This window comes from Streptomyces sp. CNB091 (assembly GCF_000377965.1).
On record NZ_KB899006.1, the window covers coordinates 124664 to 148692 of the forward strand.

Genomic DNA, 24029 nt, shown 5'->3' on the forward strand with positions numbered 1-24029 from the left:
CGGGGTCAAGGTCAAGCGTCCAGGGGCGGGCTTCTTCAGCCGGTCGGCGGCACGGTCCGCCGGCCGGACCGTCAGCCGTGCCGCTTCGGGTCCAGCAGCTGTTCGCGCAGGGCGGTCAGCTGGTGCGAGGAGCCGACGGCCCGGTCCTCGTCCAGGGTGGCCAGCGCCAGCAGCAGCGCGTCGGCCACCAGCAGCCCGGTCAGGGACTCCGCTGTTATACCGGTCGGCGTGTGCGGCGCGGTGAGCACCGCCTCGACCCGGTCCGCGTAGGCCTCGCCCAGCTCGTCCGTCACCAGGACCACCTTCGCGCCGACCGAGCGGGCCCGTTCCATCAGGACCGACAGCTCCATCAGCCGCCGCCCCGGCTGGAAGATCACCACCGCGTCGCCCTGCCCGAGCGCCAGCAGCTGGTCCGCCAGCGCGAACCCGGTCTCCGAGACGGCCCGGGCCCGGCGGCCGATCCGGCCGAGCGCCAACGCCAGGTGCCGTGCGCCCGGTTCGGAGGCGGCGACCCCGTAGGCGAAGACCTCACGTGCCTCGGCCAGGACGGCCACGGCCCGCTTCAGGGAGTCCGGACCGGTCAGCCGGCGGGCCTGGTCGATGCGCTCCTGGGCCTCGTCGAAGACATCGGTCCAGATGGAGTCCAGGTCCTGGCCCACGTGCGCGATGCGCCGCTTCAGCCGTACCTCGGGGGCGACGGCCGAGGTGAAGTCGTTGGCCAGTTCCCGCTTGAGCGCCGGGAGGCCCGCGTAACCGAGGCGTTGCAGGGCCCGTACGACGGTGGCGTTGCTGGTGGAGCTGGCCGCGCCGAGCTGCTGCGCGCTGGCGAAGAGCAACTGCTCGACCGGCGCGCTCACCAGGTACTGGGCCACGGCCCGTTCAGAAGTGGACAGATCGTTCCATTGGTCACGAATGGCAGCACGGAGGCGTGTCACTCCGGTCTCGTTCTCTGGAATTTCCATTACAAGCATTGACTTCCGTGTGACCGGCGTTACTGTCCTGGGCAGAACGTTCCAAAGGGAACGCATTCTGAAATCGACGTTACAGGACCGTGCTGGTTCCTGGTTCCCGGTTCCGGTCTCCGGTTCCGGTTCCTGTTCCGGTTCCCGGTCTCCGGTCCCTGTTCGTCGGTCGTCGAAGCGTTCCGTCGCGAGGAGAAGAATGGCACCCCTTCCCACGGAATCCGCCCCCGTCCCCACGGATTCCGCACCCCCGCCCACGGATTCCGCCGCCCGGATCCTCCCCGTCATCGAGATCTCCGGCTCCCCGCGGGAGCGCGGCCGCCAGTACGGCGAGGCCGTCCGGCCCCAACTGCACGCCGCCCTCGGCTACTACGAGGAGGCGTTCGGCCGCTCCGTAGGGCTCACCTGGGACAAGGTCACCGCCCGCGCCGCCCGCTGGCTGGAGCCCGTGAGCGCCTACGCCCCCCATCTCGTCGAGGAGATGCGGGGCATCGCCGACGGCGCGGGTGCGGACCTCCTGGACGTCCTCGCGCTCAACGCCCGGGGCGAGGTCATCTACGACAAGTCCTTCGCCGAGATCGCCGCCGACGGGGCGGGGGAGGGGCCGCCCGACGAGGAACCCGCCGAGGGCTGCACCTCCTTCGCCGCGTACGGCCCGGCCAGCGGCGACGGCCACGTCTACGCCGGGCAGAACTGGGACTGGCGGGCCGGGGTCTCCGACACCGTCGTCATGATCCGGATCGTCCAGCCGCCCAAACCCACCCTGATCATGCAGGTGGAGGCGGGACAGATCGGCCGCCAGGGCGCCAACTCCGCCGGGATCGCCTTCAACGCCAACGGCCTCGGCGGCCGGTTCGACGACCGGATCGGACTGCCCCAGACCGTCGTCCGACGTACCGTCCTCGACCAGGACAACATCTCCGACGCCCTCGACGTGCTCTGCCGTACCCGCGCCCACATCGCCAGCAACGCCCTGCTCACCTGCCGCGAGGGCTTCGCCATCGACCTGGAGACCACCCCCGCCGGGCACGGCTGGATGTATCCGACCGACGGCCTGCTGGTGCACGGCAACCACTACCAGGCGGGCATCCCCGCCCCGCTCGCCGCCGCTGGCTACCGCCCGATGTCCTCCGACTCCCTGGTCCGCGTCCCCCGCGCCGAACAGGGCCTGGCCGCCCTGCGCCACTCCACCGGACCCGAGGAGTCCCGGAAGCTGATCCGCCGGGCCATGTCCGACCACCTCGGCCACCCCGAGTCCCTGTGCACGCACCCCGACCCTCGCCGACCGGCCGTCGAGCACTGGACCACCCTCGTCTCCTCCCTCGCCGACCTCACCACCGGCGACTACCACGTGACCGCCGGAACCCCCTGCGACCGCGAGTACCAGCACCTTCCCTGGAACCTTTACGACGGCCCGCACGGCGGCCCGGAACCGACAGGAACCCAGCCATGACCCACCACCGCACGCCCGACACCTTCTGTCCGCCCGCCGCCGAAGGCCGGGCGGTACCCGCCGCCGCTCCCCGCCGCGCCCTGCGCCGTACCGTCGTCCCCGTCGCCGGAGCCGTCGTCGCCGCCCTGCTCGCCGCCGGGTGCAGCGGGGCCACCAAGCCCGCCGGCAGCGGCTCCGCCGCCGACGCCGGGCGCCTCACCCTCACCCCGACCACCGCCGCCGCCAAGGGCGAACTCCCCGAAGCCCGCTGGCTCCTGGAGGACGAACCGGACTCCCTCGACCTGGACACCCAGGGCTCCAGCGCCGGCCGGGTCGTCCTCACCAACGTCTGCGAGCGGCTCTACCAGCTCCAGCCGGACATGACGACGAAACCCTTCCTCGCCGAGAACGTCGAAACCCCCGACGACACCACCCTCGTCCTGAAGCTCCGCTCCGGCGTCACCTTCCACGACGGCACCCCGATGACCGCCGACGACGTCCTCTGGAGCCTCCAGCGGCACGCCGACCCGGACATGGAGCAGGGCGACGAGTTCGAGAACGTCGCCTCCATGAAGAAGACCGGCGAGAAGGAGATCACCATCTCCTTCAAGGCCCCCGACGCCCTCTTCCTCAAGGCGCTCGCCGGCGACGCGGGCATCGTCTGGAACAAGGAGCAGGTCGAGAAGGCGGGCCGGGACTTCGGCACCCCCGGACAGCCCGACGCCTGCACCGGCCCCTACCGGCTGGCGAACTGGAAGTCCGGCGACTCCATCACCATCGAGCGCTACGACGCCTACTGGGGCGAGGCGCCGCTGACGAAGCGCGTCACCTTCCGCTGGGCCACCGACAGCGCCCTGGTCAACGCGCTCACCACCGGGGCCGCCGACGGCGCGTACGCCGAATCGCCCAACACTGCCGCCGCCCTCGACGGCAAGAAGGGCATCACCCAGTACTACGGCCCCTCCACCTCCTCCCTCGTCCTCATCCCCACCGCACGCGGCGGACTGAAGGACCCGGCCGTGCGCCGCGCGCTCTCCCTCGCACTCGACCGCAAGGGCATCGCCGCCTCCGGCTACGGCGGGATGGTCCAGCCCTGGTCCACCCCGGTCGGCTCCGGCGCCTGGGGCTACGAGAAGCCGGCCTTCGAGGCAGCACAGCGCGCCGCCGACCCGGTCGCCCCCGCCAGCCCCGACGCCGAGGACATCGCCGCCGCGAAGAAGCTGGTGAAGGACTCCGGCGCCGACGCGGCCACCCCGATCGTCATCGGCACCGACGCCAGCCAGGGCCGCACCGTCGTCGCCAACGCCGTCCGGGCCGCCCTCCAGCGGATCGGGCTCACCGGGCAGATCAAGACCGTGCCCACCGCCCAGTTCGAGCAGTTCTACAGCGACCCCGAGGCCCGCGGCGGCATCGACGTCCTGGTCGGCGACTGGTACATCTCCAAGGCCGACCCGATGGGCTTCTACGACAACGCCCTCACCGGCTCCTCCAACAACTGGGTCGGCTTCGCGGACCCCGCCTACGACGCCACGGTCAAGAAGGCGCTCGCCACCCTCGACGACGCCGAGCGCGCGAAGCTCGCCGCCGAGGTCCAGAAGAAGTTCACCGACGCCGCCGTCTGGATCTCCGTCGCCCAGGTCCCCTCCGTCCTCGTCCTCGACGAGAAGCTGACCGGACCGCCCGCCTCCATGGCGTACCTCTACTACCCCTGGGCCGCCGACCTCGGCGCCAAGAAGGGCTGACCCGCGATGCTCGCCCGGATCTCCCGGCGGCTGGCCGGACTGCTGGCCACCCTCCTCGCCGCCTCCTTCGTCATCTTCGCCGCCGTGTACGCGGCCCCCGGCGACCCCGCCGTCTTCCTGGCCGGCGGCCGCGACAAACTCACCCCCGAGAAGCTGGAGCTGGTCCGGGCGCAGTACCACCTCGACGAACCCCTCGTCGTGCAGTACGGCCGCTGGCTCGGCGACTGCCTCCAGTTCGACCTCGGCCGCTCCTTCAAGTACAGCGACCAGGTGGCCGATCTGCTCGTCGCCCGCTTCCCGACCACCCTGGCCCTGGTGGCGTACGCGACCGTCCTCTTCGTCGTCCTCGGCGTCGGTGCGGGCATCCTCGCCGCCGTCCGGCGCGGCACCTGGCTCGACTCGGCCGTGGTCGGCGGTACGACGCTGGCGGCCTCGGTCCCCTCGTTCGTCTCCGCCATCGCGCTCGCCGCCGTCTTCGGCGTCCAGCTCGGCTGGTTCCCCGTCACCGGAGGAGGCGAAGGCTTCACCGGCACCCTGCACCATCTGACCCTGCCCGCCCTGGCGCTGGCGCTCGGCGCGCTCGCCATCATCAGCCGGGTCACCCGGCAGGCGATGGCCGACGCCGGGGCCGCCGACCACGTGGAGGCCGCCCGCTCCTCCGGCATCCCCGAGCGCGAGATCGTCCGCCGCCACATCCTGCGCAACGCGCTCGGCCCGATCGTCACCATGTGCGGCCTGGTCATGGCCGGGATGCTCGCCGGCACCGTCGTCGTGGAGACCGCGTTCGGCATCAGCGGCATCGGCTCGCTGCTCGTCGGCGCGATCAACACCCACGACTTCCCCGTCGCCCAGGCGGTCCTGCTGCTCATGGTCACCGGCTACATCGTGGTCACCACCCTCGTCGACCTCGTCCACCCGCTGCTCGACCCGCGCGTGAAGGAGGCCGCCGTATGACCGCCCCGACCCTGGCCTCGGCCCTCACCCCGGTGGAGATCCCGGCCGCCCGGCGCCCCTACGGGGCGATCCTCGCGGGCGCGGTCCTCGGCCTGGTGGTGCTCGCCGCCCTCCTCGCCCCGCTGATCGCCCCGTACGCCCCCGACGCCATCGACCTCTCCGCCTCGCTCGCCGGGACCACCGGCGACCACCTCCTGGGCACCGACTCCTCCGGCCAGGACCTGCTGTCGCGGGTGCTGTACGGGGCCCGCACGAGCCTCGTCGCCCCGGCGCTCCTGCTCGCCATCGCCGCCGTGCTCGGCATCGCGCTCGGCACCCTGGCGGCCTGGCGCGGCGGCTGGGCCGACACCGTCATCTCCCGGCTCACCGACGTCATGTACGCCTTCCCGGGGCTGCTGTTCACCGTGCTGATCATCGCGGTCTTCGGCGCCGGAATGACCACCTCCGTGCTGGCGCTCGGCCTCGCCTACACGCCGACCGTCGCCAAGTACACCCGCTCCGTGGCCATCGGGGAGCGGCGCAAGCCCTACATCGACGCCTACCGCGTCCAGGGCATGGGCGGCCTGCGGATCTGCGCCTTCCACCTCGTCCCCAACCTCGGCCGCTCCGTCATCGGCTATCTGGTGGTCCTCTTCGGCGAGGCCCTGATGTCCCTGGCCACGCTCTCCTACCTCGGCTTCGGCGCCCAGCCGCCCAGCTCCGACTGGGGGCTGATGGTGCAGGAGGGGCAGGCCGCCGTCGTCCAGGGAGCGCTGCTGCCCGCCCTGGTGCCCGGCATCGCCATCGCCCTGGTGGTCGTCTCCTTCAACGTCGTCGGGGTCCGGGCCGCCGACCGACTCGCCAACGGGAGGTAGGGGCCACATGCCGTACGACACAGCGGCGCACGCCGCACCGGGACACGCCGCCCCGGGACACGCCGCACCGGGACGCGACAGCGCGGCGCACGCCGCAGCAGGAAGTGACACCGTGCTCCTCGACATCGACCACCTCACCCTCCGCCTCCCCGGCACCGCCCGGCCCGTCCTGGACCAGGTGTCCCTGCGGGTAGCGAGCGGCGAAGTCGTCGGCCTGGTCGGCGAGTCCGGCTCCGGCAAGTCCACGACCGCCAAGGCCGCCCTCCGTACGCTCCCCGAGGGGACGGCCCTCGACGGTTCCGTACGGGTGGCGGGCCGCGACGTCCTCGCCCTGCGCGGCGAGGAGCTGCGCGCCCACCGGGCCCGGACCGTCGCCCTGGTCCACCAGGACCCGCGCGCCGCCCTGAACCCCGTCCGCCGCATCGGCGACTTCATCGTGGAGCGGCTCGCCGCCGCCGGGACCGGGGTGACCGGAGCGGCCGCCCGGAGCCGCGCGGTCGAGCTGCTGGAGGCCGTCGGGCTCGACGAACCGGAGCGCCGGGTCCGCCAGCGCCCGCACGAACTCTCCGGCGGGATGCTCCAACGCGTCGTCATCGCCGGGGCGCTCGCCGCCGAGCCCCGGCTGCTGCTGGCCGACGAGGCGACCAGCGCCCTGGACGTCACCACCCAGGCGGAGATCCTCGCCCTCCTGCGCACCCTGCGCGCCGAACGCGGCCTCGGCCTGCTCTTCATCACCCACGACCTGCACCTGGCCGCCGCCTACTGCGACCGCGTGTACGTGATGTACGCGGGCCGGGTCGTCGAGGAGCGGACCGCCGGGGACCTGTTCGAGCGGCCCCGCCACCCCTACACCCGGGGGCTGCTGGCCTGCTCGCCGACGCTGGGGGAGGAGCACCGGGAGATCCGCCCGATCCCGGGGAAGCCGCCCTCGCTGGCCGACGCCTTCGCGGGCTGTCCCTTCGCCGACCGCTGTCCGGACGCCGAACCGGAGTGCGCGACCTGGCGGCCCGAGCCGGTGGCCCTCGCGGACGGCGGTACGGGCTCCGCCGCCTGCCGCCGACTGCCCGAACTCGTCCCCGTACCGCGGACACCGAAGCAGCAGACCGTGCGGAAGGGCACCGGCCGATGACGCTCTCTCCAGGACAGGACCCTTCCCCGCTGCTCGCGGTCGAGGGGCTGCGCAAGACGTACCCGCTGCCCGGCAAGGGCCGCCTGACCGCCGCCGACGGCATCGGCTTCACCGTCCCGGCGAGCGGTTCGCTCGGGATCGTCGGGGAGTCCGGCTCCGGCAAGACGACCGTGGCCCGGATGCTGGTGGGCCTGGTCCGCCCGGACGCCGGAACGGTCCGGGTCGAGGGCCGGGCCCGGGGACTCGCCGCCCCGCGCGGCAGGGCGGCCCGGCTGGCCCGCGCGCGGGAGATACAGATGGTCTTCCAGGACCCCTACCTCTCGCTCGATCCCCGGCTCACCGCCCGCCGTTGCCTCACCACGGCGTTGCGGCTGCACGGCCGGCCGGCGGAGCTGGCCGACGGGCTGCTGGACCGGGTGGGCCTCGGCGCGCGCGAGGCCGAGGCCCTGCCGCACGCGCTCTCCGGCGGGCAACGGCAGCGCCTGGCCATCGCCCGCGCGCTCGCCGTCGACCCGAAGGTGCTGGTCCTGGACGAGGCGGTGGCGGCGCTCGACGTGTCGATCCAGGCCCAGATCCTGCACCTGCTCGACGGGATCCGCCGGGACACCGGAGTCGCGCTGGTCTTCGTCAGCCACGACCTGGCGGTGGTGCAGCACATCACCGACGAGGTCGTCGTGATGCGGCGGGGAACGGCCGTCGAACAGGGCCCGACCGCTGACGTGCTCGCCGACCCCAGCGACCCCTACACCCGGCTGCTGCTGGCCTCGGTGCCGCGCGCCGGCTGGGACCCGGCCGACGCGGTCGCCGCCCGGTCCGCCGTGGCCTGACCCGCCCGGTCGTCCACAGACGATCCGACCGTCCACAGGCGATCCGGTCGTACAGAGGCGATCCGGTCGTACACAGGCAGGAGCCCCGTTCCTCCGCCGAAGCGGGGGAGCGGGGCTCCTTGGGCACTGCTATGTACGGCCGCGATCGACCGACCCGGGCAACTAGACCGGGGTGACGTTCTCAGCCTGCGGACCCTTGGGTCCCTGAGTGACGTCGAAGTTCACCTGCTGGTTCTCCTCGAGAGAGCGGAACCCGGAGGCATTGATCGCGGAGTAGTGAACGAAGACATCCGGGCCGCCGCCGTCCTGGGCGATGAAGCCGAAGCCCTTTTCAGCGTTGAACCACTTGACGGTTCCGGTAGCCATAAGCCCTCCTTGGGCCAAAGGGTTGCCCTGCTCCAGAACCTGCAAACAAGTCTGAAAACTACAAAAGCCTGCGGGTTACATGCTCCGCAGGCTCTGTACTGCAAGGGAAACCAAACTGCAACTTGCGGGCGAGCCTAGCACGCAGTCTCCGGCGAGCGGTAGAGGGAAAGATCACTTCACCCGAATGTTTGACGGCCCTCATCGGGCTCCGGTGGGAGGCCCCGGAAAGAGGGCGCGGACAGGGCGCGAACCGGGGTGCGGACAGGGGTGCGGACAGGGCGCGGGACGGGGCGCGCGGCCCCGGTGATGCTCGCGAACGGCTGCGGGTCTAGCCTCGCGATGTGGACAATTCAACCGTCTCCCCCCGTGAAGGCGACGACGACCGTCGCAGTCGGCCCCGCGTCGGCCACATCCAGTTCCTGAACTGCCTCCCGCTGTACTGGGGTCTGGCGCGGACGGGAACCCTGCTCGACCTGGAGCTGTCCAAGGACACCCCGGAGCGGCTCAGCGAGCAGCTGATCAGGGGGGACCTGGACATCGGCCCGGTCACCCTCGTGGAGTACCTGCGCAACGCGGACGACCTGGTGGCCTTCCCCGACATCGCGGTCGGCTGCGACGGGCCCGTCATGTCCTGCGTGATCGTCTCCCAGCTCCCGCTGGAGCAGCTCGACCGGGCCCGGGTGGCGCTCGGCTCGACCTCCCGGACCTCGGTGCGGCTGGCGCAGCTGCTGCTGGCCGAGCGTTACGGCGTGCGCCCCGACTACTACACCTGCCCGCCCGACCTGGGCCTGATGATGCAGGAGGCGGACGCCGCCGTGCTGATCGGCGACGCCGCGCTGCGCGCCAACCTGCACGACGCCCCCCGGCTCGGGCTCCAGGTCCACGACCTGGGCCAGATGTGGAAGGAGTGGACGGGGCTGCCCTTCGTCTTCGCCGTCTGGGCGGCCCGCAAGGACTTCCTCGCCGCGCACCCCGAACAGGCGGCGCAGGTCCACGAGGCGTTCCTGGCCTCCCGGGACCTCTCCCTGGAGGAGGTCGCCAAGGTCGCGGAGCAGGCGGCCCGCTGGGAGGCCTTCGACGCGGAGGTGCTGGAGCGGTACTTCACGACGCTCGACTTCCGCTTCGGCCCGGACCAGCTGGCCGGCGTCCGCGAGTTCGCCCGCCGCACGGGGCGGGACACCGGCTACCCGGCCGACGTCCACGTGGAGCTGCTCGGCGGCTGAGCGGCTGAGCGGCTGAGCGGCTGAGCGACCGAGCGACCCGGCGAGTGGGCGGGCGGGCGGCTGAACCGGGGAATGGAGGGGAATTCCCTTTCCGTGGCCTCAAAGCGTCCGTACCGCAAAGGGAATGGGTGGGAGAGGCCGTGCAACAACACATTCGCGCCTTTCCCCGGAGCGAAAAGATCCCCTCCTGACCGGAGAAGGGGGAATGGTCCGGCCGTTTCCCGGTGACCGCCCCCTTGGCGCCCCCTAGGCTTCGGTCCGGGTCCGGACCGTCCACCGGGTTTACCGTCCACGGGTTCACCGTCCGCAGGGTTCACAGGGGGAGTCCATATGCAGCCGCTGGAAGCGGGCGAACCGCACACCATCGGTTCCTACCGGCTGCTCGGCAGGCTCGGGGCGGGCGGTATGGGCCGGGTCTATCTCGGCCGCAGCGCGGGCGGACGCACGGTCGCGGTCAAGGTCGTCCACCCCCACTTCGCCCTCGACGAGCAGTTCCGCGCCCGGTTCCGGCGCGAGGTGGAGTCCGCCCGGCGCATCGGCGCCCAGTGGACCGCCCCGGTCCTGGACGCCGACCCGGACGCCCCGGTGCCGTGGGTGGCCACCGGGTACGTCGCCGGGCCGCCGCTCTCGCAGGCGATCACCGAGCACGGCCCGCTGCCCGAACACGCGGTGCGCACCCTGGGCGCGGGGCTCGCCGAGGCCCTCGCCGTCGTCCACGGGCAGGGCATCGTCCACCGTGACGTGAAGCCGTCCAACGTGCTGCTCGCCCTCGACGGGCCCCGCCTCATCGACTTCGGCATCGCACGGGCCCTCGGCGCGACCGTCTCGCTCACCTCCACCGGCGTCTCCGTCGGCTCGCCCGGCTACATGGCGCCCGAGCAGATCCGGGGCCGGGACGTCTCCGGCGCGGCCGACGTCTTCTCGCTGGGCGCGGTCCTCGCGTACGCGGCGACGGGCGCGGCCCCCTTCCCGGGCGACTCCTCCGCCGTACTCCTCTACAAGGTGGTCCACGAGGAACCCGAACTGGGCGACCTGGAGGGCGAACTGCTCGACGTGGTCGCGGGCTGCCTCGCCAAGGACCCGGCGGCCCGCCCCGCCCCGGACGATCTCGCCCGGATGCTCGCTCCCGGCGGGGCGGCGGCGATGGTGGCGGGCGGCTGGCTGCCGGGCGGGCTGGTGCGCGAGGTGAGCCGGTCCGCGGTGGCGCTGCTCGACCTGGAACCGCAGGACGCGCCGGACCGGTCGGGGCCGGTGCCGTTTAGCAGCGCGTCACTGGGGGCGTTCCCGGGAACGGCCGCACCGGGCAGGGGCGGGCAGTTCGGCCCGCCCGCCCCGGGCCCGCAGGAAGCGCCCTACGGGACCCCCCGCCCACAGGAAGCGGCGCAGCAGGAGGCCCCGTACGGCACACCGCGTCCGCAGGAAGCGGCGCAGCAGGAGGCCCCGTACGGCACACCGCGTCCGCAGGAAGCGGCGCAGCAGGAGGCCCCGTACGGCACACCGCGTCCGCAGGAGGCGCCGCAGGAGGCGACTCAGGACGCGCCGTACAGGACCCCGCATCCGCAGGACGACGCGTACGGCACGCCGCATCCGCAGGACGACGCGTACGGCACGCCGCCCCCGCCCCCGCCTTCGCCCCCGACGCCTCCGCGCGCGAAACCCGCCTCCACCATGCCCCCGCCCCCCAGGCACGCCGGGACCTACCGCCAGGGCGGCGACGGCGCGCACGGGCTGCCGGACCGGCGCGTCGGCGACCCCCGTCTCTCCCTCACCGTCAGCGCCGAGAACCGGCGGACCCCCGGGGAGCGCCGGAGCCGCCGCGTCAGCTGCACCGTCGCCCTGGCGGTGGCGGGCGCGCTCGCGGTCGTCACCTTCGGCACGGGCCTGCTCGACGGCTTCTTCCCCGGCGGCGACGCCGACCGGAACCCCGGCACCGACGCCGCGGCCACCCCGTCCGGCTCCGCCTCTCCGCCCGCCTCCGGGAAGCCGACGCCCGCCGAGTCCGCCGACGCGAGCGGGGCCCCGGTCGGCGAGCTGCCGAAGGCGTACCGAGGCACCTGGAAGGGCCCGGTCACCGAGAAGACGACCGGTCAGCCGCACGGCACGCTCACCGCCGTCTTCACCGCGGGGAAACGCGGCGAGCAGGTCGTCCGCATGAGCACGACGATCTCCCAGCTCGGCCTCACCGTCACCTGCAACAGCGTCGGCACCCTCGCCTCCGGCACCGCGGAGGAGCTGAACATCCGCGAGCGCACCGACCCGGACCGCCCCAGCACGCCCGGCCTGTGCACCAGCACCGAGGCGGACGTGGTCTTCCGCCTCGCCGGCGACGGCACCCTGGACTACCGCTCGAAGGAACGCGCCGCGGGTCTCCCGTACGGCAAGCTCACCCGGTCCGGCGGCTGACGGCGTCAAGGGCTGGCGTACGCTGGATCGGTCCGAGGAACGTCAATAAAACCGCCGAAAGGTGACAGCCCGGTGACCGAGAAGGCCGACCTCCAGCCCGTCCTCGACCGAGCCGCCGAAGGCGGTCGGATCACCCCGGAGGAGGCGCTCGACCTCTACCGGTCCGCGCCCCTGCACGCGCTGGGCGCCGCCGCCGACGCCGCACGCCGACGCCGCTACGCCGGTACGGAGCACATCGCGACGTACATCATCGAGCGGAACATCAACTACACCAACGTGTGCGTGACGGCCTGCAAGTTCTGTGCCTTCTACGCCCCGCCCAAGGACACCGCCAAGGGCTGGACCCGCGACCTCGACGACATCCTGCGCCGCTGCGCGGAGACCGTGGAGCTGGGCGGCACCCAGATCATGTTCCAGGGCGGCCACCACCCGGACTTCGGCGTCGAGTACTACGAGGAGCACTTCTCCGCGATCAAGAAGGCGTACCCGCAGCTGGTCATCCACTCGCTGGGCGCCTCCGAGATCGAGCACATGGCCCGGATCTCGAAGGTCTCCGCCGAGGAGGCCATCAGCCGGATCCACGCCGCCGGGCTCGACTCCTTCGCCGGCGCCGGCGCCGAACTGCTGCCCGCCCGGCCGCGCACCGCGATCGCCCCGCTCAAGGAGTCCGGCGAGCGGTGGCTGGAGATCATGGAGATCGCGCACGGCCTCGGCGTCGAGTCCACCTCCACCATGCTGATGGGCACCGGCGAGACCAACGCCGAGCGCATCGAGCACCTGAGGATGATCCGGGACGTCCAGGACCGTACGGGCGGCTTCCGCGCCTTCATCCCGTACACCTACCAGCCGGAGAACAACAAGCTGAAGGGCCAGACGCAGGCCACGCTCTTCGAGTACCTGCGGATGATCGCCATCGCCCGGCTCTTCCTCGACAACGTCGCCCACATCCAGGGCTCCTGGCTGACCACCGGCAAGGAGGTCGGCCAGCTGTCGCTGCACTACGGCGCGGACGACCTCGGCTCGATCATGCTGGAGGAGAACGTCGTCTCCTCGGCCGGCGCCAGACACCGCTCCAACCGGCTGGAGATCATCGACCTGATCCGCAAGGCGGACCGGGTCCCCGCGCAGCGCGCCACGACGTACGAGCACCTCGTCGTGCACGACGACCCGGCGATGGACCCGGTCGACGAGCGCGTCGTCTCGCACATCTCCTCGACGGCGATCGAGGGCGGCACGGCCCACCCGGAGCTGAAGCTCCTCAACGCCAACTAGGGCCTCGGCTTCCCGTGCTGACGATCCACGCCGCGCCCCTGGTGCTCCCGGTGGGCGCGGCGGCCGTCGTGGACGGCGCCGTCGCGGTGGACGGGGAACGGATCGCGGCCCTCGGCCCGTACGAGGAGGTCGTCGCCGCGCACCCGGCGGCCCGGGTCCGCCGCTGGCCCGGCCTCCTCACGCCGGGACTGCGCCAGGACCGGGCCCGGGAGCTGCTCACCCGCTGCTACCACCCCGACCCCCGCGAGGCCGACGAGCTGGGCGAACTCCCCCTGTTCGGCGAGGAGTTCGAGCGACTGGCGGCAACGATGGACACGGCCGGGCGGGCCGGGTCCGTCCGTCGCGGGCTCCAGCGGATGCTGCGCCACGGCACGACGCACCTGGCGGGCCTCCTCGACGCGGAGGACCCCGCACTGCGCACGGCCCTCGCCCGGTCGGGCCTGGTCCGCGTCCCGCCGAAACCCACCCAGGCGGGCCCGCCGGACCTGGACCCCTTCGCGACGGGCGGCGACCTGGCCCGCACGGCGGGCGCCCCGCTGACCGTGGGAGGCCGGGCGGACCTCGCGGTCTTCGACGTACCCGACGAGGCGGCCCTGCGCGCGGGCGGCGCGCGCGCCTGCGTGGCGACGGTCCTCGGGGGGCGACTCGTGCACCGCGCCCGCTGAGGCGGGGGCCGGCACGCTTCGGCCCGAGGCGCACCGACTCCCCCGGCGGGGCCTCGCTCGTAGGCTCGCGACCATGACCGCATGCGTACTGGTGTCGACCGCGACAGCGACCCGGGAGCAGGCGATCGCCCTGACGGGCGGAGCTGTTCAACAACGCCTGGCGGCGGGCGCCCAGATCGTGGGGCCCGTCGTCAGCGTCTTCCGGCACCTGGGCCAGTACGGCACCGGTGAGGAGTGGCAAGTCCTCCTCAAGGCGACGACGGAGCGCTACGCCGAACTGGAGGCGCATCTCCTGGAGAGGCATCCCTGGGACAACCCGGAGCTGTGCGCCGTCCCGATCGTCGAGGGCGCCGACCGGTGCCTCGACTGGATCCGGGAGTCGGCTGCTCCCGCCTAGGGCCGCGCGCCGCACGTCTACTACACCCGTCTGCCTGCCCCGACTGAGAGGATCCCCGCATGGTCACCGCTACCCGGCTGGAGGCCGCTGCTGCGGCAGTCACCGTCATGAGCAACCGATCTGAGGTGACGGACTGGGCGGCCCGGTACTTCGGCCAGTGGTGGAACGCCACCTCCGTCGAGGCCGCCACGGTGTGTGCGGGGACCGTCCTCGTGGCGGACGTCGACCCGCAGGCGTACGAGGCGCTGACCCTCCTGGTCCACGACGGGCGGCACACGGAAGAGGTCGAGTACGCGCGGCACCGGATGCTCGTTGCCCGGGACGGTGAGGACGTCATCGCGACGTCGCCGGACGAAGCGATCGCGTACCGCAGCAGCCCCCTCTCCGGCCGGCTCACGCTCACGGGCATCGGCGTCATGGAACTCTCCCTCGCCGCCGCACGCCTGGCCCGCGAGGTGATCCGGGGTCACCTCCTGCGGGACGGGTGGGCAGTGCTTCACTCCTCGGCGGTCGTACGCCCACAGGACGGGGCGACGCTCCTCGCGTTCGGCGGGAAAGGCGCGGGGAAGACCACGACGGCCCTGCTGCTAGCCTCTTCCGGTTGGCGGCTCCTGGCCAACGACCGGGTGCTGGTCCGGCCGACCGGCACACGGGGCGTGGAGGTGGTGCCGTGGCCATCTGCCGCTGCGGTCGGCCTCGGCCTGCTGGAATCTTTGGGGTGGGGTGCCGCTGCGCGCGGCCACGTCGAGGAGGGCGGAGCCTTCCATCCGACGCAGCACGAAGCGGTGACGACGGCTCTCCTCGTCGGCGACTTCACGCCCCTGTGGGAAGACGGGAAGCGGCGGGAGAGGAAGGTCCAGGTGTTCCCGGACCAGTTCACGAGCCTGTTCGGGGTCGAGCTGGCCACGGGGGGCCGCGCGGCGGCGCTCCTCTTCCCTCGGGTCGACGCCGAGTCCTCGCCCGATGGGGTCGGCGGTGCGGTGCGGGCGTTGGGGGACGACGACTTCATGAGCGGCGCCACGGAGGACCGCTACCCCGACATCTTCGAGCTGGCCGGAGGTGTGGACGGCGGTGGGCGGCGGAGTGCTCGGGATGAGGTGTCGGCCCGGCTCGCCGTGCTGCCTCACCGGACGGTCCGGCTGACCCACGACGTTCCGGCGAGCGTTGCCGCCCTACGGAAGGTCGCGGAGGCGATCTGACACCGGGCGCCATGCCCAACAGGCTCCCGCGCCCGATATGCGTATCGTCGCCGATCCCGGCGGCCCTTGATCAACTTTGTGATCGTCCAGAGGCCGAGGACGGGGAGTTCGACGGTTTGCTGGAGCGGCTGGCCGAGGTGCCCGGCCCGTTCGCCCACGCCCGCCGCGACCTACACCACCACGGGACGCTTGCGCCGTGCACGACATCTAATCAACCATCGTGAAACGGGGCAGAGCGGAATTACGCCGGGGCTGTTCCTGGAGAACGATGACGAGACTGAGATCGCTCGGTCCACAGATATCGACGGCTACTTTTGGCCCGTGATCAAGCCATGAGTACGCGCACTCATGCGCCCCATGTGGGCGTGTGGCAAAGATTCATCTATGCCATCCATTCGCTTCACCGCGTCCGTTGTCATAGCCGCTGCGGGCTCCCTCGCCCTGACCGCCTGCGGCACCCAGGCAGCCTCATCCACCGCCCCGGTCGGCTCCCAGGTCTCCGCCTCACCCGCCCGGCAGCCCACCGAGAAGCAGTTCCTCGACATTCTCAACAAGTTCGCGCGCCAATGCTCCCCCGACGCCCCCAGCGGCAGCGGCGCCGCACCGGATCCCGGGACACTGCCCGGCGGCATCACCAGCGGCGTAGCCCCCCGCACCGAAAAGCCCGCCGGGACACCTGACGCGAACGGCGACATACCCATCCCCGTCGGTGAGTCAGGTGAGATACCCGACAAGCCCATGCAGTCCGGCCCACCGCGGGAAGTCGAACTCGGCGAAATCGAAAAGTGCGCCGGCGCCAAGCATGCCGAGCGCCTGACCACCAAAGCAGCCGGAGAGCCTCACACCACCTACAGCACACTTCAGCAGACCGTTATCGCCGCCGGATACCGTACCGACCGCGTCCACAAGATGCCCGACCTCGGCGGCGACCCGCGCGCCCGAGTGGACCTTCGGTTCATGGGCTCCGGCCTGGCAGTGGAAGTCATCGGCACCGGAACGGGCGTGATCGCGGAACCCTTCGGCGTCCCCGAAGACGAGAGTGTGTCCGTGACCGAGGTGAGGCGGAAGCCGAACCTGGACGCACCGTCCTCCTGAACTGCGAGTGAACCGTTCCGGGTTCGGTGGAGACTCGATTCCGTGTAGGGCTTGAGCCATGGCACGCCCTTCCCGCTACCCGCTTGAGCTGCGCCGTCGTCGGCGCGTATGTTCGCCGAGGTCCGTGGTGACTGTCCGAACGAGCCGGCCGCGCTGCGGGCGGTCGCCCAGAAGCCGGGCGTCGGTTCGGCAGAGACCCTGCGGACGGGTGAAGCGGGACGAGGTCGACTCCGGGCAGCGGCCAGGGATGACACACGACTACGCCGAAGCCTTGGCCCCCACCCAGCGTCAGAAGGGTCTCAATTGGCCGAGATTGAGCATCCTTGACCAATTTAAGGCGCGGTGTCTTGAATCGATCTTCAACTACCTCAAACGGTCACGTTACTCTCGCAACACTGCAATGCCCCGCTTGAGGTTCAGGCGTAAGCGGGGGTGGAAGGGTCTCTTCGAACGGGGAGCGCCGATCTACGCTCTTGGAGGAAAGGCAATGGATCCGGTCGCGGGATTCACTTTCGGCGCGGGATTGATGGCGCTGGGTGCGGTGATTCATTACATGAAGAGCCAGGTCGCGAGCGGCAGCATCCAGCGTAATTCCGCGATAGGAATTCGCACCAAGGCGACGATGTCTTCCGACCGTGCGTGGCAAGCAGGGCACGCCTCCGCGGCTCCGATGCTGACGGTAACCTTCCTGACCGCCTATGTCGCAGGTGCCATTTCGTTGGCACTCGGCCTGGCGTCCACGCTGAGCGATACCGTGCATGCGACGGTCATCATCGTTCCGTCGGCCGGGCTGGTAGGAGTTCTCACACTTCTCACCGCAGCCGCGATCAAGGCGAATTCGGCTGCACGTGCAGTCGGTCATTCAGGCGGATAGCCCGGTTCGCGTCGAGCTGTATGGTGCTCGTCGCCGGTTTCCACCCCTGCGGGAGATTAGTGCTCATGGAGGCGAGGCCTGTCCCGTGGAAGTCAGGACCGTGAATGCGACCACAGAGAGCAAGCTGAGAGCCTGTCAGAGTTCGCCCGACAGGCTCTCAGCCCGGAGTCGGGGCCGGAGCCGGCTCCGTACGGGGGGCGTCGCAGGTCACGGCACCTTCGGGCCGCCCAGGTAGCGTCCCTTCGTGTCGTACGGCCAGGCGTTGGCGACGCAGCCCTTCAGCCCGTCGATCTGCTGCATCATCGCGGGAGCGGGGAGCCCCTTCCCCGGGCAGGTCTCGTGGCCGCGCCCCAGCCAGTGGCCGACCTCGTGGTTGACGATCAGCGCCCGGTACTCCGCCACGGGCCCGTCGAACTGCGGTGAACCGAGCTGCCAGCGCTTCAGGTTGACCATCACCTTCTCGCCGCCCCGGCAGTTGACCTCGCCGCGCGTCCTCAGGCCGTACTCGCCGCAGATCCGGTCCGTGGTCGCCGGGGTGGCGATCTTGATCACCAGCCCGGCCGGTCCGTCGGAGACCTGGCGGAACGTGTGCTCGCCGCCGTGGCCCCAGCCGCGCGGGTGGGCGAGAACGGCGGCTATCTCCTCGGCCGCCCGGTCGGGGTCGACGCCACTGCCGTCCTCCACCTCGACCCGGTAGGCGCTGCCCCTGCCCTTCGCCTCGACCCCCGCACGGGCCACGGTGAACGTGCCGGGGCCCGAGGCGGGGATGTCCTCGGCCCGGACGCCGTCGTCCTTCTCCTTCTTGTCCTTGGCCGAGGCGGAGGGCTTCGGGGACGGGGGCGGCGGGGGAGTGGACGGGGGAGAGTCCTCCAGCGGCTCCGACGCGTTGTCCGGCCCGGCCCCCGGGGCCGTACGGGACGAGCCCGGCGCCGTGGCGTCCGCCGGGCCGCCCCCGTCCTGCCAGGGGCGGCCGACCAGCAGGGCCGCGCCCGCCACGACCACGAGGGCCAGCACGGCGAGCGACGCCGCCCGGCGCCGGTTGCGGCGTCTGCGGCGTACCCGGGAGCGGGCCGTCGACCGCGAGCTGCCCGGTGCGCGCCCCGGGGCCCGGGGCGGCGGCACGCGCAGCCGGAACGTGTCCTCGTCGCGGTCCGGTTCCCCGTACGCGCGCGGCAGGGTGCCCGTGGGGCGGCGGCGCGTCACGAGGCGGCCCCGCTCCGCTCCACCGGGTTCTCGTCGGCGTAGGCGATCAGCTCCCGGAACCGCGGGCTCTGGACGACCCGGACGAGGTCCCCGGCGGTGACGGGAGCGCCGCCCGCCCCGGACGGCGCGGGCGAGACGGAGAGGGCCACCCTGCTGCCGCCGGAACGGTACTGGAGGGAGACCTCCGTGCCCGTCCTGTCCTCGGCGGGCTGCCGGTACACCCGGGCGGGCGTGCCGTCGTCCAGGGCGAGGCCCTCGCAGGTCAGCCCCTTCGCCGGGACGTCGCGACAGGCGGGCGCCGGGCCACCCGACTCCGGGCCCCCCGGCTCCGGGCGCACCGACAGGCGGACGGGGTGCACGATGGAGCCGCGCCGCCCCTGGTACCTTTCCGGGTCCTCGCCGACCGGCAGGACCGTCCCGATCGACGCGGGCAGCAGGGCGTCCAGCGCCCCGGCCGCCCACTGCCGGAAGTCCGCCAGCCGCTGGGCCTCCAGCCGCTGGGCCTCCTCGGGGCCGAGGCCGGGCGGGACCGACGGGGAGGGCGTCGAGTAGGGGGGTGGCGCGGGAACGGCCGCGGACTCCGTCGGCACGGGGGTGGACGTGGGGCTCGGCATCTCGGGGCGTGGCTCCGTACGTTGGGGGGACGGGGTGGGAGTGGGAGCGGGCAGGGAGAGGGACGGTCCGGCGGGCGCGGCGGGCCCCGTGTCCGGTCCCGCCAGGAGCCAGGGGCCGAGCACGGCGAGGCCCAGGGTCACGGCGGTGACCGCGACGAAGGTGCCCGCGACCGCGAACGCCCGGGTCCTGGCCCGCCGCCGGCACCCCTCCCGGACGGCGTCGGGGACGAGATCGGGCTGGAGGGACAGCGGGCCGACGGTCCGTTGCAGGGCGTCCCGGAACAGTTCCTCGTCGTGGCTGCGGGGCGGCAGGTGCTCGTGCGGTTCAGGGATCATGACCGGCCTTCAGCTTCCGGAGGAGTAGAGCTGGACGTCGCCCATCCGGGCGCGCAGGCGGACGAGCGAACGCGAGCACTGGCTCTTCACCGTGGACTCGCTGCACCGCAGCAGCGAGGCCACGGTCTCCACGCTCAGGTCGTCCCAGTAGCGCAGGACGACCATCGCCCGTGCCCGGGGAGGGAGTTCGGCGAGCAGGGCGAGCAGCGTGACCCGGAGGTCGGCGCCCGGTGCGGGGTTGGGCTGCGGGCGGGGCGCGTTGCGGTTGTGGGCGAGCAGATCGCGTACGGTGCGGCGGCGCTCGGCCACGAAGGTGCGGACGAGCACGGTCTTGGCGTAGGCGTCGAGGTTGTCCGCCCTGCTCGCCTTCCGCCAGTGCTGGAACAGCTTGGCGAGCGTCGTCTGCGTCAGGTCCTGCGCGCCCTCGACGTCTCCGCACAGCAGGTAGGCCGTCCGGTACAGCCGGCGCTGCCCGGTCCGGGCGTACGCCTCGAACGCGGCGCCCTCGCCGGCGGCCATGGCGGGCTCAGCCGCTGCGGGCATCCGCCCTCCCCTCTCCTCGCGCTTCCGTGCTCCCCGAACTCCGCCCCTGGCGGACTCCCACCCCTTACAGAGCACCGGTGTGCCGAAAAGGTTGAAGAGAAGTGAAGATCAGTTCGAGTGAGGCGCGGCACCCGGGCGACCGCCCCCGCCGAGCCGTTACGCCGGGCTGCTTGAATGGCGGGGTGACCCGAGCCTCCCTGGAAAAGCAGCCGCACGAAGTCGCCTCGATGTTCGACGGTGTGGCGGCCAACTACGACCTGACCAACGACGTGATCTCGCTCGGCCAGGCCCGGCTGTGGCGCAAGGCGGTCGCCCGGGCGGTCGACGCCCGCCCCGCGCAGAAGATCCTCGACCTGGCGGCCGGTACGGCGACCTCCTCGCAGCCCTTCGTGAAGGCGGGCGCCTACGTCGTACCGTGCGACTTCTCGCTCGGCATGCTCAAGGTCGGCAAGGAGCGCCACCCCTGGATGCCGTTCACCGCGGGCGACGGGATGAAGCTGCCGTTCAAGGACGAGACGTTCGACACCGTCACGATCTCCTTCGGGCTGCGCAACATCCAGGACACCGAGGTCGCGCTGCGCGAGCTGTACCGGGTGACGAAGCCCGGCGGCCGGGTCGTGATCTGCGAGTTCTCCCAGCCGGCCTGGACCCCGTTCCGCACGGTCTACACGGAGTACCTCATGCGGGCGATCCCCCCGGCCGCCCGCGCGGTGTCCTCCAACCCGGACGCGTACGTCTACCTCGCCGAGTCCATCCGCGACTGGCCCGACCAGCCCGCCCTCGCCGCACTGCTCCAGAAGGCCGGCTGGTCGAAGGTCGCCTGGCGCAACCTGACCGGCGGCGTGGTGGCCCTGCACCGGGCCACCCGCGCCTGACGTTCCCGTAACGGCCCGGAGTTCAGAGCTCCAGCCGGAAGCAGACGGCCTCCTGGCCGCGCGGGGTGGCGTACGACTCGGCCCGCCGCATCCCGAGCCGTTCCGCGACCGCCATCGACCGGGCGTTGCGCGAGTGGACCAGCGCGACGACCTCGCCCACCCCCGCCGCCCGTACCCGCTCCAGCGTCGTGCGGGCGGCGGCGGTGGCGTAACCCCGGCCCCACGCCGGGCGCCCCAGCCGCCAGCCGATCTCGGTCGCGCCGACCGGCCCGTAATGCGTGTGCGGCCACGGCTGCGCCCCGGTGAAGCCGAGGACGGCGTCCTCCTCGTCCGTGACGGTCCACAGGCAGTAACCCAGCTCCGCGTCGTGCCGCCGCTGGCGGGCGGTGAGCTCCTCGTACGCGGACAGCTCCGCGCTGCGCCCGTCGAAGAACTCCATCACCTGCGGATCGTCGAAGACCCGATGCCAGGCGAGGGCGTCCTCGTCGGTCGGCACACGGAGGCGTACGGCCGGGGCCGAAGCATGAGGTATGACAGGTGCTGTCGACATGAGGGAGCCCTTCGGAGGGTCGGTTCGCAGGCCCCCATAGACTGCACGGGACATGTGCCGCGCGGCACGCGAATTCGAGTCTTCGGGAGATCCGACCGTGACCGAGCCCCTCTCCGAGCACAGCGCGGACGTGATCGTCGTCGGAGCGGGCCCAGCCGGCTCCACGACCGCCTACTACCTCGCCAAGGCCGGACTCGACGTCCTGCTCCTGGAGAAGACCGCCTTCCCCCGCGAGAAGGTCTGCGGCGACGGGCTCACGCCCCGCGCCACGAAACAGCTCGTCTCCATGGGGATCGACATCTCCGAGGAGGCGGGCTGGCTGCGCAACAAGGGCCTGCGCATCATCGGCGGCGGTGTACGGCTCCAGCTGGACTGGCCCGACCTCGCCTCCTACCCGGACTACGGTCTGGTCCGCAAGCGCGACGACTTCGACGAGCAGCTGGCCCGGCAGGCGCAGAAGGCCGGCGCCCGGCTGTACGAGCGCTGCAACGTGGGCGCGCCCATCAGGGACGAGCGCACCGGCCGTATCACCGGCATCGAGGCGAAGATCGGCGAGGAGAAGACCCCGGTCACCTTCCACGCCCCGCTCGTCGTCGCCGCCGACGGCAACTCCACCCGGCTCTCCCTGGCGATGGGCCTGCACCGCCGCGAGGACCGCCCCATGGGCGTCGCCGTGCGGACCTACTTCACCTCACCCCGCCACGACGACGACTACCTGGAGTCCTGGCTGGAGCTGTGGGACAAGCGCGGCTCCGAGGACCGCCTGCTGCCCGGCTACGGCTGGATCTTCGGCATGGGCGACGGCACCTCCAACGTGGGCCTCGGCATCCTCAACTCCTCCTCCGCCTTCAAGGAGCTGGACTGGCGCGAGGTCCTCAAGGCCTGGTGCGCCTCCATGCCGGAGGAGTGGGGCTACACCCCGGACAACATGACGATGCCGATCCGCGGCGCGGCCCTCCCGATGGCCTTCAACCGCCAGCCGCACTACACCAAGGGCCTCCTCCTCGTCGGCGACGCGGGCGGCATGGTGAACCCGTTCAACGGCGAAGGCATCGCGTACGCCATGGAGTCCGGCCAGATCGCGGCCGACGTCATCGTCCAGGCCCACGCCCGCGCCACCCCCGCCCAGCGCGAACTGGCCCTGAACAACTACCCGAAGGTGCTCAAGGAGACCTACGGCGGCTACTACACGATGGGCCGCGCCTTCGTGAAGCTGATCGGCAACCCGAAGATCATGAAGATCGCCACCGAGCGCGGTCTGACCCACCCCCTGCTGATGAAGTTCACCCTCAAGATGCTGGCCAACCTGACCGACCCGCAGGGCGGCGACGCGATGGACCGCATCATCAACGGCCTGTCGAAGGTGGCCCCGAAGGCCTGAGGCCGCTCAGGAAGGGTCCGCCGCACGTGTGCGCTCGTAGTGGCGGGCCACCGGGGCCCGGTCGCCGCAGGAGTGCTCGCGCCGCTCGGAGGGCATCGGGCGGAGGGCATCAGGCGGCGGGCATCAGGCGGCGGGCGTCGGCCGGGCTGGGCGGGGCCGGCCGGGCTGGGCGGGGCCGGGCCGATCACCCGCGCGAAATGGACGTCAGGCGGGGGAGTGCCGTCGGCGGCGGAGCACGCACTTCCGCGTCGCCCCCCTGAGCACCCCGAATCCGGCGCTCCGGCCGCCCCCGGCGTTAATCCTCATCCGCCCAGGTGATCGTGTGCGATGATTTGCGCGCCCCCGGTCGTCGGCAGTACCGGACCGGACGGCGCCCGCCCGCCCCCGCCCGCAGTGGCGGCACGCGGTGCGTGCCACTCTTCTTGACGCACGCTCACATCGAACGCAGGCCAGCGGGGTACGGAACAAGCCGATACAGCGCTGCTCGACCCCAAGGACAGACAGCCATGACCACCGCCTCCCTGCCCCAGCACCACGGGCTCTTCCTGGAGCCCCGCTTCGCCGTGGACCCCACCGCGACGGACGAGGACGACGACTTCGACGCCGCGTACGACGCGCTGCCCGCGCCCACCACCTCGGCCAAGGAGCCGGAGCGGACGACCCGCCGCCCGCGCCGCCGCTGATCCGGGCCGCCGCTGATCCGGGCGGCGGCCTCCCCGGTCCGCAGAACCGAGGCGGCGACTTCTCCGGTCCGCAGAACGGAGACGGCGGCCTCTCCGGCCCGGACCGAGGCGGCGGCTCCTCCGGCCCGGAAAACCGCTGGAGGCCCCGCCGCCCGCCCGGTAGCCTCTCTGCCATGGCCAGCCCCGAGTCCGACAGAGTCCGGCCACCGGTGCGCCGGTGGCCGTGTTCGTGCTGAGCGTCGCCGGCTGACCCACGGGTCAGCGGCCCCCTTCATCACGGTTCCGCGCCCCCCGCTCACCGCGGGCACGGGCCGTTCCCCCCTCGCGTACGCGCTGAAGCACCGCCGTACGCGGGGTTCGTGCCCCGGCCGATCGTCACCGCAGGGCACTTCTCCGTGCCACCGGCCGATCACCGCCGGGCACCTCTCCCGCACCGTCCCGCCGGACCAC

At 72.3% G+C, this 24029-nt stretch carries 23 protein-coding genes; 17 read left to right on the forward strand and 6 right to left on the reverse strand.

All coding sequences use genetic code 11. From position 1 onward, the window contains the following. Positions 1 to 71: 71 nt before the first annotated feature. Positions 72 to 971: a MurR/RpiR family transcriptional regulator gene (locus D581_RS0127735; RefSeq protein WP_381909608.1), complete on the reverse strand. Its 900-nt coding sequence runs from the start codon at positions 969 to 971 to the stop codon at positions 72 to 74. A 190-nt stretch (positions 972 to 1161) separates the two neighbouring features. Between D581_RS0127735 and D581_RS0127740 the strand changes: the two genes are divergently transcribed. From D581_RS0127740 to D581_RS0127765, 6 genes are all read left to right on the forward strand, one after another. Then, positions 1162 to 2415 (forward strand): C45 family autoproteolytic acyltransferase/hydrolase, encoded by a 1254-nt coding sequence (locus D581_RS0127740; protein WP_018960416.1) that lies wholly within the window; start codon positions 1162 to 1164, stop codon positions 2413 to 2415. After that, a complete protein-coding gene (locus tag D581_RS0127745) occupies positions 2412 to 4136 on the forward strand; it encodes an ABC transporter substrate-binding protein (RefSeq protein ID WP_018960417.1) in 1725 nt (574 codons plus the stop codon). The genes D581_RS0127740 and D581_RS0127745 overlap by 4 nt, the downstream gene beginning before the upstream one ends. A 6-nt stretch (positions 4137 to 4142) precedes the next feature. Next, positions 4143 to 5090 carry an ABC transporter permease gene (locus D581_RS0127750; protein WP_018960418.1) on the forward strand — a complete coding sequence of 316 codons (948 nt, stop codon included), beginning with the start codon at positions 4143 to 4145 and terminating at the stop codon, positions 5088 to 5090. Then, positions 5087 to 5944, forward strand: coding sequence for an ABC transporter permease (locus D581_RS0127755; protein WP_018960419.1), 858 nt, complete (start codon positions 5087 to 5089; stop codon positions 5942 to 5944). The genes D581_RS0127750 and D581_RS0127755 overlap by 4 nt, the downstream gene beginning before the upstream one ends. Before the next feature lie 112 nt (positions 5945 to 6056). Next, positions 6057 to 7073 carry an ABC transporter ATP-binding protein gene (locus tag D581_RS01000000137820; protein ID WP_018960420.1) on the forward strand — a complete coding sequence of 339 codons (1017 nt, stop codon included), beginning with the start codon at positions 6057 to 6059 and terminating at the stop codon, positions 7071 to 7073. Next, positions 7070 to 7900 (forward strand): ATP-binding cassette domain-containing protein, encoded by an 831-nt coding sequence (locus D581_RS0127765; protein WP_018960421.1) that lies wholly within the window; start codon positions 7070 to 7072, stop codon positions 7898 to 7900. Before D581_RS01000000137820 ends, D581_RS0127765 begins: the two co-directional genes overlap by 4 nt. Before the next feature lie 162 nt (positions 7901 to 8062). Here the strand turns inward: D581_RS0127765 and D581_RS0127770 are convergent, their stop codons facing one another. Next, a complete protein-coding gene (locus D581_RS0127770; RefSeq protein WP_003984261.1) occupies positions 8063 to 8266 on the reverse strand; it encodes a cold-shock protein in 204 nt (67 codons plus the stop codon). Positions 8267 to 8607: 341 nt separating this feature from the next. On the opposite strand from D581_RS0127770, the gene D581_RS0127775 reads away from it, so the two are divergent. From D581_RS0127775 to D581_RS1000000141395, 8 genes are all read left to right on the forward strand, one after another. Further along, entirely contained in the window at positions 8608 to 9489 is an 882-nt protein-coding gene (locus tag D581_RS0127775) for a menaquinone biosynthetic enzyme MqnA/MqnD family protein (protein WP_018960422.1), read from the forward strand. A 330-nt stretch (positions 9490 to 9819) separates the two neighbouring features. Continuing rightward, positions 9820 to 11892: a serine/threonine protein kinase gene (locus tag D581_RS0127780; protein ID WP_018960423.1), complete on the forward strand. Its 2073-nt coding sequence runs from the start codon at positions 9820 to 9822 to the stop codon at positions 11890 to 11892. Positions 11893 to 11964: 72 nt separating this feature from the next. Then, a complete protein-coding gene (gene mqnC / locus D581_RS0127785; RefSeq protein WP_018960424.1) occupies positions 11965 to 13164 on the forward strand; it encodes a cyclic dehypoxanthinyl futalosine synthase in 1200 nt (399 codons plus the stop codon). A 14-nt stretch (positions 13165 to 13178) separates the two neighbouring features. Continuing rightward, a complete protein-coding gene (locus D581_RS0127790) occupies positions 13179 to 13829 on the forward strand; it encodes an imidazolonepropionase-like domain-containing protein (RefSeq protein ID WP_018960425.1) in 651 nt (216 codons plus the stop codon). A gap of 73 nt (positions 13830 to 13902) precedes the next feature. Further along, positions 13903 to 14226 (forward strand): divalent-cation tolerance protein CutA, encoded by a 324-nt coding sequence (gene cutA / locus D581_RS0127795; RefSeq protein ID WP_026290974.1) that lies wholly within the window; start codon positions 13903 to 13905, stop codon positions 14224 to 14226. Positions 14227 to 14333: 107 nt separating this feature from the next. Further along, the gene (locus tag D581_RS0127800; RefSeq protein WP_486585888.1) at positions 14334 to 15425 is read left to right on the forward strand and encodes a hypothetical protein; all 1092 of its coding nucleotides are present in this window, start codon (positions 14334 to 14336) and stop codon (positions 15423 to 15425) included. A gap of 348 nt (positions 15426 to 15773) precedes the next feature. Beyond that, entirely contained in the window at positions 15774 to 16520 is a 747-nt protein-coding gene (locus D581_RS0127805; protein ID WP_486585889.1) for a hypothetical protein, read from the forward strand. A gap of 487 nt (positions 16521 to 17007) precedes the next feature. Next, a complete protein-coding gene (locus D581_RS1000000141395) occupies positions 17008 to 17394 on the forward strand; it encodes an SdpI family protein (protein ID WP_158688643.1) in 387 nt (128 codons plus the stop codon). A 207-nt stretch (positions 17395 to 17601) separates the two neighbouring features. Here the strand turns inward: D581_RS1000000141395 and D581_RS0127810 are convergent, their stop codons facing one another. From D581_RS0127810 to D581_RS0127820, 3 genes are read right to left on the reverse strand one after another with little or no spacing between them, the layout of a single operon-like run. Continuing rightward, complete coding sequence (locus tag D581_RS0127810; protein WP_018960429.1) at positions 17602 to 18597, reverse strand: DUF3152 domain-containing protein; 996 nt, start codon at positions 18595 to 18597, stop codon at positions 17602 to 17604. After that, positions 18594 to 19547, reverse strand: coding sequence for a hypothetical protein (locus tag D581_RS0127815; RefSeq protein ID WP_026290975.1), 954 nt, complete (start codon positions 19545 to 19547; stop codon positions 18594 to 18596). The genes D581_RS0127810 and D581_RS0127815 overlap by 4 nt, the downstream gene beginning before the upstream one ends. Positions 19548 to 19556: 9 nt before the next feature. Continuing rightward, positions 19557 to 20066: a SigE family RNA polymerase sigma factor gene (locus D581_RS0127820; protein ID WP_018960430.1), complete on the reverse strand. Its 510-nt coding sequence runs from the start codon at positions 20064 to 20066 to the stop codon at positions 19557 to 19559. Positions 20067 to 20272: 206 nt separating this feature from the next. Here D581_RS0127820 and D581_RS0127825 point away from each other — a divergent pair, with 206 nt between their 5' ends. Then, positions 20273 to 20965: a demethylmenaquinone methyltransferase gene (locus D581_RS0127825; protein ID WP_018960431.1), complete on the forward strand. Its 693-nt coding sequence runs from the start codon at positions 20273 to 20275 to the stop codon at positions 20963 to 20965. A gap of 22 nt (positions 20966 to 20987) precedes the next feature. Here the strand turns inward: D581_RS0127825 and D581_RS0127830 are convergent, their stop codons facing one another. Then, complete coding sequence (locus D581_RS0127830; protein ID WP_026290976.1) at positions 20988 to 21515, reverse strand: GNAT family N-acetyltransferase; 528 nt, start codon at positions 21513 to 21515, stop codon at positions 20988 to 20990. A gap of 97 nt (positions 21516 to 21612) precedes the next feature. On the opposite strand from D581_RS0127830, the gene D581_RS0127835 reads away from it, so the two are divergent. Together D581_RS0127835 and D581_RS1000000141725 are read left to right on the forward strand one after the other, a co-directional pair. Next, on the forward strand, positions 21613 to 22896 hold the full coding sequence (locus D581_RS0127835; RefSeq protein WP_018960433.1) for a geranylgeranyl reductase family protein: 1284 nt from the start codon (positions 21613 to 21615) through the stop codon (positions 22894 to 22896). Between the two features lie 506 nt (positions 22897 to 23402). After that, positions 23403 to 23579: a hypothetical protein gene (locus tag D581_RS1000000141725; RefSeq protein WP_018960434.1), complete on the forward strand. Its 177-nt coding sequence runs from the start codon at positions 23403 to 23405 to the stop codon at positions 23577 to 23579. The last annotated feature ends 450 nt before the right edge of the window (positions 23580 to 24029 follow it).

Coding starts and splice junctions, on each gene's coding strand:
- D581_RS1000000141395 (WP_158688643.1), top strand. CDS start 17,008: ATGGATCCGGTCGCGGGATTCACTTTCGGCGCGGGATTGATGGCGCTG.
- D581_RS1000000141725 (WP_018960434.1), top strand. CDS start 23,403: ATGACCACCGCCTCCCTGCCCCAGCACCACGGGCTCTTCCTGGAGCCC.
- D581_RS0127745 (WP_018960417.1), top strand. CDS start 2,412: ATGACCCACCACCGCACGCCCGACACCTTCTGTCCGCCCGCCGCCGAA.
- D581_RS0127805 (WP_486585889.1), top strand. CDS start 15,774: ATGCGCCCCATGTGGGCGTGTGGCAAAGATTCATCTATGCCATCCATT.
- D581_RS0127765 (WP_018960421.1), top strand. CDS start 7,070: ATGACGCTCTCTCCAGGACAGGACCCTTCCCCGCTGCTCGCGGTCGAG.
- D581_RS0127755 (WP_018960419.1), top strand. CDS start 5,087: ATGACCGCCCCGACCCTGGCCTCGGCCCTCACCCCGGTGGAGATCCCG.
- D581_RS0127770 (WP_003984261.1), bottom strand. CDS start 8,266: ATGGCTACCGGAACCGTCAAGTGGTTCAACGCTGAAAAGGGCTTCGGC.
- D581_RS0127740 (WP_018960416.1), top strand. CDS start 1,162: ATGGCACCCCTTCCCACGGAATCCGCCCCCGTCCCCACGGATTCCGCA.
- D581_RS0127750 (WP_018960418.1), top strand. CDS start 4,143: ATGCTCGCCCGGATCTCCCGGCGGCTGGCCGGACTGCTGGCCACCCTC.
- D581_RS0127735 (WP_381909608.1), bottom strand. CDS start 971: ATGCTTGTAATGGAAATTCCAGAGAACGAGACCGGAGTGACACGCCTC.
- cutA (WP_026290974.1), top strand. CDS start 13,903: ATGACCGCATGCGTACTGGTGTCGACCGCGACAGCGACCCGGGAGCAG.
- D581_RS0127800 (WP_486585888.1), top strand. CDS start 14,334: ATGAGCAACCGATCTGAGGTGACGGACTGGGCGGCCCGGTACTTCGGC.
- D581_RS0127820 (WP_018960430.1), bottom strand. CDS start 20,066: ATGGCCGCCGGCGAGGGCGCCGCGTTCGAGGCGTACGCCCGGACCGGG.
- D581_RS0127780 (WP_018960423.1), top strand. CDS start 9,820: ATGCAGCCGCTGGAAGCGGGCGAACCGCACACCATCGGTTCCTACCGG.
- D581_RS0127815 (WP_026290975.1), bottom strand. CDS start 19,547: ATGATCCCTGAACCGCACGAGCACCTGCCGCCCCGCAGCCACGACGAG.
- D581_RS0127830 (WP_026290976.1), bottom strand. CDS start 21,515: ATGTCGACAGCACCTGTCATACCTCATGCTTCGGCCCCGGCCGTACGC.